Raw genomic sequence first — 12380 nt, 5'->3', positions numbered from 1 at the left:
GGCGGTTCGGGCGCCGGAGTCCGAAAAGAGAGAACGCCCATGATCGAGGCACAGCGGCTCACCAAGAGGTACGGGGAGAAGACGGCCGTCGACGGTCTGGACTTCACCGTGAAGCCGGGCACGGTGACCGGTTTCCTGGGCCCCAACGGCGCGGGGAAGTCCACGACGATGCGCATGATCGTCGGGCTGGACGCGCCGACGCACGGGTCCGTCACGGTGAACGGACGCCGTTACGCCCGCCACCGGGCACCGCTGCAGGAGGTCGGGGCGCTGCTGGAGGCGAAGTCGATCCACCCGGGCCGCTCGGCCTACAACCACCTCCGCGCGCTCGCGCTGACCCACGGCATCCCGCGCCGCCGCGTCGACGAGGTGGTCGACCTCGCCGGGCTGGGCAGCGTCGCTAAGAAGCGCGCCGGTGCGTTCTCGCTCGGCATGGGGCAGCGGCTGGGGATCGCGGCGGCCCTGCTCGGCGATCCGCAGACCGTGATGCTGGACGAGCCCGTCAACGGCCTCGACCCCGAGGGCGTCCTGTGGATCCGGAACCTGCTCACCTCCCTCGCGGCGGACGGGCGCACGGTGTTCGTCTCCTCGCACCTGATGAGCGAGGTGTCCCTGGTCGCCGATCACCTGATCATCGTGGGGCGCGGCCGGCTGCTGGCCGACACGACCGTGCGGGACCTCGTGCGCGAGGCGGGCGGTGACTCCGTGAAGGTCGCCACCGACGCCCCCGCGCGGCTGCGGGACGTGCTGGCCGGGCCCGGCGTCGACGTCACCGGCCGCATCGGTACGGAGGAGTTGCAGGTCACCGGGATGTCCGCCCGGGAGATCGGGCTGAAGGCCGCCGAGCACGGCATCCCGTTGTTCGAGCTGACCACCAAGGCGGTGTCGCTGGAGGAGGCGTTCATGGAGCTGACCCGGGACGCGGTGGAGTACCACGGCTCGACCACCACCGGCACCGGCACCGGCACCGACGCCTTCGACGGCACCGACACCCCTTCCTCCCCCGTCGAGACCTCCGGGAGCGCCGCATGAGCACCCTGACCGCCGCACCCCAGACCCCCGGCAGCCCCGGCACCCCCGAGACCGCCCCGGCGGCCCAGGACCGGCCCGCCTACCGCGTGACCGGCCGGCGCGTGCTCGCCTCTGAGTGGGCCAAGCTGTGGTCCCTGCGTTCCACCTGGATCACCCTCGGCCTCGGCCTGCTCTTCCTCGTCGCCTTCGGCGTCATCGCCGCGAGCCACTACAAGTCGAGCCTCGACTCGGGCCGCCACCTGGACCGCGACTTCGCCACCGCCACGGCCGTGAGCCTGTCCCTGTTCGGCACGAACTTCGCCCAGCTCGCGCTCGGCGTGCTCGGTGTGCTGGTCACGGCGGGCGAGTACTCCACCGGCATGATCCGCTCGTCCCTCGCGGCCGTACCGCGCAGGCTGCCCGTGCTGTGGTCCAAGGCGGCGGTGTTCGGCGTGGTCGCGCTGGTGGTCGGGACCGTCGGCGCGTTCGTCGCCTTCCTCGTCGGCAGCCAGGTCGTGTCGGGCACGCCCGCCGCCATGGGCCTCGCTCACGCCGGTGTCGTACGCAGTCTGCTGGGCGCCGGGCTCTACCTCGGCCTGGTCGGGGTGATCGGCACCGCCCTCGGGGCGCTGCTGCGGTCGGTCGCCGGGGGCATCTCGGTCCTGGTCGCCTCCCTCATGCTGGTGCCCGGACTGGTCTCGCTGCTGCCCACCTCGTGGCAGGGGAACATCGACCCCTATCTGCCGAGCAACGCGGGCGAGTCGGTCTTCGCGCTGACCCACGACTCGACCAGCCTGTCGCCCTCCGCCGGTCTGCTGGTCTTCCTCGCCTGGACGGCACTGGCGCTGGCCGGGGCGGCGTACCGGCTGCTGCGCAGCGACGTCTGAGCGCGTCCGTCCCGACCGCGGCGCGCATCATGGGCGGGTGAGTTCGACGACCACGACCACCGATGGACAGATCGCGACGGCGATGACCGCGATGACCGCGACCGCTGACGACCTCGGCGGGATGGGGCCGCTGGTCGCCCGGCTGGGCCGGGTGGGCCAGCGGCTCCGGCACGCCGACCGGGCCCGTCCCTGGGTGCTGGACACCGCGGTGGTGGTGCTGATCTTCCTGTTGTTCTGCCTGCCGGACCTGCTGCAGGCGGTCGGCGCGATCAGCGGGGACGGGGACGGGGACGGTCCGCGCCGCCTCCGCCTGGTGTTCACCCGGCTGCCCGCGGCCGGCATGCTGCTCCTCCAGGCCGGTCTGGTGCTGCCGCTGCTGTGGCGGCGGCGGGCGCCCGCGGCCGCGTTCGGCGCCGTGACGGCCGTGTTCGTCGTCCAGTGGTCCGTCGGCGCGGCCCTCCGTGCGGACGTCGCGCTCTTCGTCGCCCTGTACAGCCTGGCCCTGCACGGCCCGCTACGGCAGCTGCCGTGGGGCTGCGCGGCCACGGCGGGCGCGCTGGGCCTGGTCGCGGCGCGGGCCTCGGTGGCGGTGTCGGTCTGGGACGCGCTGTTCTTCCTGCTGAGTACGGCGACCGCGGCCCTCGCGCTCGGCCTGATGATCCGTATCCGGCGGGCCCAGCTGGCCGGGCTGCGGGACCGTGCGGCACGGCTGGAGACGGAGCGCGACCAGCGGGGCAGGCTCGCCGTGGCGGCCGAGCGGGCGCGGGTGGCCCGCGAGATGCACGACATCGTCGGCCACAACCTGGCCGTCATCATCACCCTCGCCGACGCGGGCGCCTACGCCACCGCCGCGGCCCCGGAGCGCGGGAGGGAGGCCCTGGGTCTCATCGGGGACACCGGCCGTCAGGCGCTGAGCGAACTGCGGCGGGTGCTCGGCGTCCTGCGTGAGCCCGACGGCCCGCGGACCGAGCCCGAACTGGCCCCGCAGCCGGGCCTGGTGGACGTCGAGGCGCTGTGCGAGGGGGTACGGGCGGCAGGTCTGGAGGTCGTCTACCGTACGGCCGGCGAGGTCGACGCCCTCGACAGCGGGGTGCAGCTCACGGTCTACCGGATCGTGCAGGAGGCGCTGACGAACACCCTCAAACACGCGGGCGCGGGGGCGCGTGCGAACCTGGCGATCGTCGCCGAGGACAGCCGGCTGACCATCACCGTCCAGGATTCCGGGCCGACCGAGCCGGGCGCCCGTGCCGGTACGGCGAACGAGGAAGGACACGGTCTGGTGGGCATGAGAGAACGCGCGGCCCTCTACGGGGGTCACGTCAGCGCGGGCCCCGCCGGCGCCGGCTGGACGGTGCGGGCCACCCTCGACCTCGCTCCCGAGGACGAGGCCGGGGACCGGGACAGGGACGCGGCCCGGGACCGGGGCGGGGTCGGCCGATGACCACCGTGCTCGTCGTGGACGACCAGCCGCTGCAGCGCTACGGCTTCCGCATGCTCCTCGACTCCGTGCCCGAGACGGACGTGGTCGGCGAGGCCGCGCACGGCACGGAGGCCGTCCGCAAGACGGCCGAGCTGCGTCCCGACGTCGTCCTCATGGACGTACGCATGCCGGGCATGGACGGCATCGAGGCCACGCGCCGCATCGTCGCCGCCGGTGACCGCTCCCGGGTCCTCGTCCTGACCACCTTCGACCTCGACGAGTACGTCCACGCGGCCCTGCGCGCCGGGGCCAGCGGCTTCCTGCTCAAGGACGCCCGTCCCGAGGAACTCCTCGCGGGCATCCGTGCCGTGGCGGGCGGCGACGCGGTGATCGCCCCCGCCCTCACCCGCCGGCTGCTGCACGAGTTCGCGCGGCTCGTGCCGGCGCGTGCGGCCGGCTCCGCCGAGGACCCGCGGCTGGCCTCCCTGACCGAGCGCGAGCGCGAGATCCTCGTCGCCATCGGCAAAGGCTGGTCCAACGGCGAGATCGCCGCCCGTTTCGTCCTGTCGGAATCCACGGTGAAGACGCATGTCGGCCGCGTCCTGGCCAAGATCGGCGCCCGTGACCGCATCCAGGCGGTGATCTTCGCCTACGACCACGGTCTGGCCCGCCCGCAGGCGGACTGAGCACCCGGCGCCCTTGCGCTCCCCCGGCTCCTCCCGCTGTCAGCCCGCGTTCGTCCACGCGTCCGGACGGGGCGTCAGTACGGCGGTGACGACGACGCGGGACGAGGCCATGCCGTCGGCGACGAACCGCGCGGTCCACTTGGCGAAGTCACTCGTCCGCACCCGTCCGTCCTCTCCCCGGTACCGCCTCCGGGCTGTGGAGAAAGACGACGCGGGCGGGCGCCGAACCGTTTCCCCGGCCGAGCGCCGCCGATCGGGTGCGCGTAGGGTACGCTCCGTCGCGCCACGGCAATTCGCTGTCGAGGACGGCGAGTTGGGCCTCCGGCAGCGTCCGGCACCGGCGGACTTCGACGGCTCCCGCCGGGGGTGCTCACCCGCTCGGATGCGCTCGGCGGGCAGCGGGTCGCGGGGGCGTGCATGGTGAGCACATGATCACTACACCTCACAGCAAGAAGTCCGTTTCCCGTGTCTCGCGCGCGTTCGTGGTGAGCGCCGCCCTGGGCAGCGCCTGTGCGGCGGGCCTGGCGACGGCCACCTCCGCGGTCGCGGCGACGCCCGTCACCCACGTCACCACCAAGGCCGCGGCCCCGGCGCTGGGCCACGGCGGCGGCGACGGGGACGGCGAGCACTTCCAGTGCGGCAACGGCCTCCTCGACCTCCTCAACTTCTGCAACTGACGTACGGCTGAGGGCGTTCACCGCCCTCGCAACACCCCCCATGGAAGACCCCCACCCCAGGGCGGTCGGGAGCAGGGAAGATCCCCGCTCCCGACCGCCCTGGCGTTCGTCGCGGGAATCGCCGCGCCCTGGCGGATCAGGACGGGGGATCCTGCCCGTTGGTCGGGGGGCGGAGTGGGTCTATCGTCGGAAACCTGGGGCCAGGACGAGGAGGACGGCCGGTGATGCCGCAGGACGAGGCCGTGATCGGCTGCACGGGGAAGCTGCTGGTCGGAACCCGCGGACCCGCGGGCCCCGGCGAGGTCCTCGTGCGGGTCAGGGGCGGCTCCGAGACCTTCCTCGCCTGGTCGGAGGACCCCCTGCCGCTGGGTGCGGCGGTCCTCGTGATCGAATCTCGTGGATGCCGGGAGGTCGGCGTCATCGAGTGGGTGGATCCATTGGACGCGCTCGGCGAGAACAGCGCCGGCGCCGGCTGAGGAGTACGAGCATGTTCGGTTATCGCGTCCCCGCCCCCGACGAGGCGATGTTGATCTCGGGGGGCAGGCGGGGACTGGGGGGCGCGCCGTTCCGGGTGGTGACGGGGCACGGCAAGTTCGTGCTCCCGGTCTTCCGCAAGGTCCGCTTCCTCACCCTGTCCATGTGCGAGTCCGAGGTCACCGAGACCTGTGTGACCAAGCAGGGCATCGCGTTGCACGTCCGCGCGGTCATCGCCTTCAAGGTCGGCAACGACCACGAGAGCATCATCAACGCGGGCCAGCGGTTCCTCTCCGACCAGGACCAGATGTCGGTGCTCACCGGCCGGATCTTCGCCGGTCATCTCCGGGCCATCATCGGCTCGATGACGGTCGAGGAGATCGTCACCGAGCGGCAGAAGCTGGCCGCGGAGGTCCTGGACACCTCCAAGACGGAGATGGCGAAGATCGGCCTGATCGTCGACTCGCTTCAGATCCAGTCGATCGACGACGGCGACACCGGCTACATCGACGCGATGTCCGCACCGCACAAGGCGGCCATCCAGCGCCAGGCGCAGATCGCCCAGGCGCAGGCCACCCAGGCCTCGGTCGAGGCGGAACAGGCCGCGGCGCGCAACCAGGCGGAGTACGCCCGGCAGACCGCGATCGTCCAGGCGGAGTACTCGGCCGAGGTGGACCGCGCCCAGGCACAGGCCGCACAGGCCGGACCGCTGGCGCAGGCCCACGCCCAGCAGGAGGTGCTGGCCGCCCAGACGGAACTGGCCCAGCGCCAGGCCAAGCTGCGCCAGCAGCAGCTGGTGGCCGAGGTGGTGAAACCGGCGGAGGCCGAGGCCGAGCGGGTCAGGATCCTCGCGGCCGCCGAGGCGCAGCGGATGAAGATCCAGGCGGAGGCGGCGGCGTCGTACGACCGGGTGGCGCTCGACCGGATGCTGATCGACCAGCTCCCGCAGATCGTCAAGGAGGCCGCCGGCGGCCTCGCGGGCGCCAACGTCAACGTCCTCAACGGCGCGGACGGCCTCGGCGAGATCGCCGCCGGCCTGGTGTCCCAGGGGCTCACCATCCTCGATTCGGTCCGGCAGAACCTGAGCGGCCCGGACTCCGACGGTCACCGTTCCGAGGAGAACAAGAGCAACGGCAGCATGCTCCAGCTTCCGGGCGCCAAGGGCCGGAAGTCGGACGACGGTCCGGTGGACGTCGACTAGGCGGACAGTGGCTGGTCAAAGGCCGAGGCCCACGGCTCCGAACAGGTCGGAGTCGTGGGCCTCGGGTGTGGTGTCAGGGAACGTGGCCGCCGGGGGCGGTCAGGTCAGTGGTGGCGACGGTCGTGGTGGCCCCAGGAGATGTCGGCGACGAAGCGGCCGTGCTCGTTGCGCAGGGTCGCGGTGTCGCGGCTGTCCCAGACGGAGTGCCGGCGGTCCTGGAAGAGGTCCCGGCGGGTGTCGTGGCCGTAGCCGGTGTGGACGCGGACCGTGGCGTGACCGCCCAGGGTGTAGTGGTGGAAGGTGTAGGTGTGGCCGGCGCGGTCGGAGAGCTTCCAGCCGCTGAGGTTGACCGCACGCCGCGAGTCGTTGGTGATGGCCACCCACTCCTGGTTCAGGGCGCGGACGCCGCGACCGGAGTCGGCGTGTACGCCGCTGATGCGGACGGTGCTGTGGTGCGGCCGGGCCGTCGGGTGGCCGGCGGCCGCGGCGGGCAGGGCCGTGACGGCCATGGCGGCGGCCGCCACGGCGGCGACGGCGGTCATGCGACGCACAGAAGCGGAAACGGTCACGAGGAACTCCTACAGAGGTCCAGAGCACCACGTGGCTGCGGACGCCGAAGCGCCGCCAACCGGGCGGTGGTGCGTTGTGCGGGTGGCGGCCGGATGACCGCGCACGCACACTCTGCAATCCGGGCGACCGGTTCTGGGGGATTTACGGACCCCATTACCTTTCCAGAACATTTCTGTGACTCTCCACTCGAATATGCAGGTAGGAGGGGATACGCGCGTAACAGGCTCAGTGACGGGCCGACGCCCCCCACCGGGCCGTTCGAGTCGCCCGTGTCGTTCGAACCGTCCGGCCCCGGTACAGCCGGCCCGGCACGTCACTGAACGCCAGGTCCAGTCCCACGCCGTCGCGTTCGGCGTGCAGGTGCAGGTGGGGCTCGGTGGAGTTGCCGCTGTTGCCCACCTCGCCGAGGAGTTGTCCCGCCTCGACCTCGTCGCCCGCGCGCACCCTCAGCGAACCCGGCCGCAGATGGGCCAGCTTGACGACCTCCCGCCCGGTGTCGATGAACACGTGGTTGCCGTACAGGGGTTGGCGGCGGACGGCGCCCGGACGCTGGTCCTCGATGCCGTCGCCGGCGGAGACGACACGCCCCCGGCAGGGAGCGAACACCGGGCGCCCGTAGGCGGCGTAGGCCGTCACGTCGGCACGGTCGCGGGCGCTGCGGGTGCCGTACCGGCCCAGGCCCGTCAGGTCCACGGCGCCGCGCTGCTCGGGGAAGGGGGCGTGATGGTTGGTCAGCCGGCCGCCGCCGTGGACGACGTACCAGGTGCCCTCCAGCGGAAAGCGGAGCGGCCGCGACAGCGGGGCGCCCCAGCGGTGCAGCCGGGCCCGGGCGACGGCGGCGAGCGCGACGGCCAGGAGCACCAGGGACATCAGCAGGTACGGCAGGTCGTGGCCGGCCCGGAGGGACGGCAGGCGGCACACCGAGAGGACGGCCGCCAGGCCCACGCCCTCCACCGTACGGCGGACCGGGCGCGGTTGCTGTGCCGGTGCGCCCAGCCCCTCCAGAACCACGAAGAAGGCCGCCAGGGTGGCCGTCGACGCGAGCCAGGAGACGCGGTCGCCCGCGGTCCAGACGCTCAGAACGGTCCAGGCGGGGAACAGGAACGGCAGCAGGGACAGCAGCAGCGGATACCAATGCCGGACGAGCCGCCGGGCACGGCGGCGGGCGGTCTCGTGGGCCTCCGGCGGACCGTCGGTGGGCCCCGGTCCAGGTGTCCGCTCTCCCATGTCTGCTGCTCCCCCGACGACTCGACTGGCACGGCTGCCACGGCGATACGGCCGTACGGTCATACGCCGGCACGGCGCTGGGGAAGACGGCCGGTGGGACGTCGAGGTTGGTCCGGCGTCTTGTCCGGCATCTTTACGGATCCCTGACGCCGGACCCCGCATCCAAAGCTCCCGCGCCGGTGTCATTCTCCTTGTCCGGAACCCGTCAGAGGCGGGGTCCGGAGCCGGTCCGGAGCCGGACCGACATCGCGTTGGAGAATGGAGTGCCATGGAAGGCGCTGTCATCGCAGTCGTGATCGCGGCCGTACTCGTGCTGCTCGTGCTGCGGAGCGGGATGCGGGTCGTGAACCAGGTCGAGCGCGGGGTCGTGTTCCGGTGGGGCAAGGCACTGCCGGGCTACCGGCAGCCGGGCATCACCTTCCTGATTCCGTTCGCCGACCGGATGCGCAAGGTCAACACCCAGGTGATGACCATGCCGGTGCCCACGCAGGAGGGCATCACCAAGGACAACGTGTCCGTGAAGGTCGACGCGGTCGTCTACTTCCGGGTGACCGACCCCGCCCGCGCAGCCATCGAGGTGCAGGACTACGTCTTCGCCGTCGGCCAGGTCGCCCAGTCCTCCCTGCGGTCCATCATCGGCAAGAGCGACCTGGACGACCTGCTGACCGACCGGGAGCGGCTGCACGAGGGACTCGCCCTGATGATCGACAGCCCGGCCGCCGGGTGGGGCGTCCACATCGACCGCGTCGAGATCAAGGACGTCCAGCTGCCCGAGTCGCTGAAGCGGTCCATGTCCCGGCAGGCGGAGGCGGAGCGGGAGCGGCGGGCGCGCGTCATCACCGCCGACGGCGAGTTCCAGGCGGCGCAGCAGCTCGCCAACGCCTCGCGGATCATGTCCGACTCCCCCGAGGCGATGCAGCTCCGGCTGCTGCAGACCGTCGTCGAGGTGGCCGCCGAGAAGAACTCCACCCTCGTGATGCCCTTCCCCGTCGAACTCCTCCGCTACTTCGACCGCGCCACGAAGCGCATCGACGCCGACCTGGAGAACCTGGACAAGCCCGCGGAACCGGGCAGCACGAAGACCCCGATGACCGCGGCGATGGAAGCCCTGACCAAGGTCGCCACAGAGGCCCTGCCGACAGGGCAGGAAGCCCCGGCCATGACGTCCGAGCATCCGGCCGCCGACCCTCGGACGCCCCAAAGCTAGGGCTCGCCTTGCAATTGCGGATCAGCTGAGGCGCCCCGATAGGGGCGCCGGGAACTACGCGCCCAGCCACAACGGCGCTGTAGCCGAAGAACGGCCGAACCCAGCCCCCACCCCACAACGCTTAACATCCGCACATGACGAACACCGACCACACCGACACCACCACCCCCGCCCTGGACGGAGTCCGGATCAACTCCCTCCAGGGCGGCTCAGCAGACCTCGCCGAATACACCGGCCGGCCCATCCTGATCGTGAACGTCGCCTCCAAGTGCGGCCTCACCCCCCAGTACACGGGCCTGGAGAGGCTCCAGCAGCGGTACGCCGCGAAGGGCTTCACCGTGCTCGGCGTGCCCTGCAACCAGTTCGCCGGGCAGGAGCCGGGCGGCGCCGACGAGATCGCCGAGTTCTGTTCGGCGACGTACGGCGTGACGTTCCCGCTGACCGAGAAGGCCGAGGTGAACGGCGAGGGCCGGCACGAGCTGTACCGGCGGCTCGTCGGGTTCGCCGACGCCGAGGGGCACAGCGGGGACATCCGCTGGAACTTCGAGAAGTTCCTGATCGGCCGCGACGGCACGGTCGTCGCCCGGTTCTCCCCGCAGACGGAGCCGGAGTCCGCCGAGATCACCGCGGCGATCGAGGCCCAGCTCGGCTGAACAGGCCGGTTGACCTTGCCCCTGGGGCAGGGCCGAGCGTTCTCGTCACCGGGCGGAGGAACCGTCCGGTGACGGAGGATGGCACGGTGGACGAGGACCTGCTCACCATCGGCGCGTTCGCGGCGCGGGCCCGGCTGTCGGCCAAGGCCCTGCGGCTGTACGACCGGCTCGGTCTGCTGGCGCCCGCGCACGTCGACGCGGCCAGCGGCTACCGCTACTACCGCGCCGACCAGGTGTCGCGTGCCCGGCTCGTGCCCCTGCTGCGGCAGCTGGACATGCCGCTCGCCCGGATCGCCGGGGTGGTGGCGGCCGAGGGCCCCGAGGCCGCCCGCCTGCTCGCCGCCTACTGGGCGGACGTGGAGGCCAGGGTGGCCGGGCAGCGCACGCTCGCCGCGTACCTCCGTGGACGACTGTCAGGGAGGAGCTCCGAGATGTACGGCGAGTTCGTGGTCGAGACGGTGGACGTACCGGCGCAAGTGGTGATCAGTGAGTCGCGGCACACGCTGGCGGACGAGTTGCCCGCGTGGATCGGCGCGTCGCTGGGGCGGCTGGAGGAGGCCGCGCGGGAGTGCGGGGGCGTGGCGGGGCCGCCGTTCGTCGTCTACCACTCCGAGGTGTCCATGGAGAGCGACGGGCCAGCCGAGTCGTGCGTGCCCGTGGCGGACGAGACGGCGGCGCGCGCCTGGGCGGAGCGGCACGGAGGGCCGCGGGGGGCCGGGGTGCGGGTGGAGCCGGCGCGCAGGCTGGCGTACACCCGGATCACCAAGGCACAGGTGGCACATCCGCAGATCCTCGCCGCGTTCGAGGCGGTGGAGCAGTGGATGGGCGGGGAGGGCCTGGAGTACGACGGTCCGTGCCGGGAGGTCTACTTCGCCGACTGGCCGTCTGCGGGGGCCGAGGACCCGGTGTGTGACGTGGCGTTCCCGGTGAAGCGGACGAAGGAGCGGAGTACTGGCGGCAACGCGGCAACGCCGGAGCCCTCTCGGCAAGGACGGCGACTGGTCGAGAGGGCTCTGGGTGATGCCTGTGCGGTTGTGGTGCAGTGTCGGTCCTGCGTGTCTACGGCGGTGGGTCAGGGAGAGCCCCCTAGGCCTTGACCGAGGTCACGAAGGCGTTCCAGGCGTCGGCCGGGAAGGCCAGGATCGGACCCTGGGTGACCTTGGAGTCGCGTACGGCGAGTTCCGCCGTGGTGGGCGACTTGACCTCGACGCAGGCTCCGTTCCCTGCGGAGTAGGAGGACTTCGTCCACGTCTCGGTGGCGCCCTGAAGCAGTGCCATGTCCACTCCTGTTGCGAGTTGCGGTGGTGCGATTCACGCCAACCGTGTCGGCTGATTGGCGTGATCGACGCTACCGGGCAACTTCCTCCGCTGGAGTAGTCGTTCACTCAAGTGGATGGCATATTCCAGGTGACCCTTCCGTGGGAGCGATGCGCCAGTGTACGATCCGGCGCCACACGCCCCAGGACCCTTACTCGCCCTACTCGGCGTACTCTTTGGCCACTCTCGCAATGTATTGCCGGGATTGCTCCACATTGAGGGACTGTGCCCGCAAGTGCTCGTACATCACGGCGTACTTCTGCACGTCCTGCGCCTTCTCCAGGTACAGGTCGCTGGTGACGCCCTCCAGGTAGACCACGCTGGAGTCGGCCGCGTCGGAGAACTCCAGGATCGCGTACTGCCCGTTGAGCCCGGGATGCGCGCCCACCTCGAACGGCAGCACCTGCACGGTGACGTGGGGCAGCTGGGACATCTCGATGAGGTGCTCCAGCTGCTCGCGCATCACGAGCTTGCTGCCGACGATGCGGCGCAGCGCGGCCTCGTCGAGCACGACCCACAGCCGAAGGGGGTTGTTCTCGGCGGTGATACGTTCCTGTCGGCGCATGCGCACGTTGACGCGTTTCTCGATGTCGGCCGCCGACGTCTCCGGCAACGCGCCCTGCACCAGGGCCTCCGCGTACGCCTTGGTCTGCAACAGGCCGGTCACCAGCTGCGGTTCATACACCCGCAGGGACTCCGCGTCCGTCTCCAGGCCGATGTAGACGCTGTACGGGATGTCGCCGAACGCGTGCCACCAGCCCTGTTGCCGGGAGTCCCGCGCCATCTCCATCAGGGAGTCGACGATCCGCTGGTCCTCGACCTCGTACACCCCGCACAGGTCGCGCACGTCGCGCTGGCTGATGCTTCTGCGGCCGTTCTCCAGCCGGCTGATCTTCGACTGCGACACCAGCAGTCGTTCCGCCACTTCCTCGGCCGTCATGCCCTTGAGCTCGCGGAGCCTGCGCAGCTCCTGGCCCAGCCGGCGTCGCCTGACGGTGGGGTTGACATTGGACGCCACGGGACGTGCACCTCCGGCTGCATGGCTGTCTT

General features: G+C 71.6%; 14 protein-coding genes and 1 pseudogene. 10 read left to right on the top strand and 5 right to left on the bottom strand.

The features are described from left to right. Positions 1-39: 39 nt before the first annotated feature. From ABZ854_RS24125 to ABZ854_RS24110, 4 genes are all read left to right on the top strand, one after another. Positions 40-1032 carry an ATP-binding cassette domain-containing protein gene (locus tag ABZ854_RS24125; protein ID WP_361214286.1) on the top strand — a complete coding sequence of 331 codons (993 nt, stop codon included), beginning with the start codon at positions 40-42 and terminating at the stop codon, positions 1030-1032. Then, positions 1029-1898, top strand: a complete 870-nt coding sequence (locus tag ABZ854_RS24120) for an ABC transporter permease (RefSeq protein WP_361214285.1) — start codon at positions 1029-1031, stop codon at positions 1896-1898. Before ABZ854_RS24125 ends, ABZ854_RS24120 begins: the two co-directional genes overlap by 4 nt. A gap of 91 nt (positions 1899-1989) precedes the next feature. After that, the gene (locus ABZ854_RS24115; RefSeq protein WP_361214396.1) at positions 1990-3339 is read left to right on the top strand and encodes a histidine kinase; all 1350 of its coding nucleotides are present in this window, start codon (positions 1990-1992) and stop codon (positions 3337-3339) included. After that, a complete protein-coding gene (locus tag ABZ854_RS24110; RefSeq protein WP_361214283.1) occupies positions 3336-4004 on the top strand; it encodes a response regulator transcription factor in 669 nt (222 codons plus the stop codon). The genes ABZ854_RS24115 and ABZ854_RS24110 overlap by 4 nt, the downstream gene beginning before the upstream one ends. A 39-nt stretch (positions 4005-4043) precedes the next feature. Here the strand turns inward: ABZ854_RS24110 and ABZ854_RS24105 are convergent, their stop codons facing one another. Continuing rightward, positions 4044-4166: a hypothetical protein gene (locus ABZ854_RS24105; RefSeq protein WP_361214281.1), complete on the bottom strand. Its 123-nt coding sequence runs from the start codon at positions 4164-4166 to the stop codon at positions 4044-4046. Between the two features lie 266 nt (positions 4167-4432). Here ABZ854_RS24105 and ABZ854_RS24100 point away from each other — a divergent pair, with 266 nt between their 5' ends. The 3 genes from ABZ854_RS24100 (at position 4433) to ABZ854_RS24090 (ending at position 6356) form a co-directional block, all read left to right on the top strand. Further along, positions 4433-4681 carry a hypothetical protein gene (locus ABZ854_RS24100; RefSeq protein ID WP_361214279.1) on the top strand — a complete coding sequence of 83 codons (249 nt, stop codon included), beginning with the start codon at positions 4433-4435 and terminating at the stop codon, positions 4679-4681. A 224-nt stretch (positions 4682-4905) separates the two neighbouring features. Further along, positions 4906-5157, top strand: coding sequence for a hypothetical protein (locus ABZ854_RS24095; protein WP_361214277.1), 252 nt, complete (start codon positions 4906-4908; stop codon positions 5155-5157). A gap of 11 nt (positions 5158-5168) precedes the next feature. After that, positions 5169-6356 (top strand): SPFH domain-containing protein, encoded by a 1188-nt coding sequence (locus ABZ854_RS24090; RefSeq protein WP_361214275.1) that lies wholly within the window; start codon positions 5169-5171, stop codon positions 6354-6356. A 104-nt stretch (positions 6357-6460) separates the two neighbouring features. Here ABZ854_RS24090 and ABZ854_RS24085 read toward each other — a convergent pair whose 3' ends face one another. Continuing rightward, complete coding sequence (locus ABZ854_RS24085) at positions 6461-6898, bottom strand: lamin tail domain-containing protein (protein ID WP_361214273.1); 438 nt, start codon at positions 6896-6898, stop codon at positions 6461-6463. Between the two features lie 253 nt (positions 6899-7151). Beyond that, the gene (locus ABZ854_RS24080) at positions 7152-8153 is read right to left on the bottom strand and encodes a M23 family metallopeptidase (protein ID WP_361214271.1); all 1002 of its coding nucleotides are present in this window, start codon (positions 8151-8153) and stop codon (positions 7152-7154) included. 268 nt (positions 8154-8421) lie between these two features. Here ABZ854_RS24080 and ABZ854_RS24075 point away from each other — a divergent pair, with 268 nt between their 5' ends. The 3 genes and pseudogenes from ABZ854_RS24075 to ABZ854_RS24065 all read left to right on the top strand — a co-directional run. Continuing rightward, the gene (locus tag ABZ854_RS24075) at positions 8422-9360 is read left to right on the top strand and encodes a slipin family protein (RefSeq protein ID WP_361214270.1); all 939 of its coding nucleotides are present in this window, start codon (positions 8422-8424) and stop codon (positions 9358-9360) included. A gap of 134 nt (positions 9361-9494) precedes the next feature. Continuing rightward, entirely contained in the window at positions 9495-10013 is a 519-nt protein-coding gene (locus ABZ854_RS24070; RefSeq protein WP_361214268.1) for a glutathione peroxidase, read from the top strand. A gap of 68 nt (positions 10014-10081) precedes the next feature. Beyond that, positions 10082-10942, top strand: a pseudogene (locus ABZ854_RS24065) (MerR family transcriptional regulator); the annotation flags it as partial. A 157-nt stretch (positions 10943-11099) separates the two neighbouring features. Here ABZ854_RS24065 and ABZ854_RS24060 read toward each other — a convergent pair. After that, on the bottom strand, positions 11100-11291 hold the full coding sequence (locus tag ABZ854_RS24060; protein ID WP_361214266.1) for a DUF397 domain-containing protein: 192 nt from the start codon (positions 11289-11291) through the stop codon (positions 11100-11102). Positions 11292-11490: 199 nt separating this feature from the next. Continuing rightward, a complete protein-coding gene (locus ABZ854_RS24055; RefSeq protein WP_129308522.1) occupies positions 11491-12348 on the bottom strand; it encodes a helix-turn-helix transcriptional regulator in 858 nt (285 codons plus the stop codon). Positions 12349-12380: the final 32 nt, after the last annotated feature.

The sequence above is a fragment of the Streptomyces sp. NPDC047028 genome, assembly GCF_040644095.1.
Lineage (GTDB): Bacteria > Actinomycetota > Actinomycetes > Streptomycetales > Streptomycetaceae > Streptomyces.
Note: the sequence above shows the minus strand (reverse complement) of the source record. Positions and strands in the feature narration are given on the sequence as shown.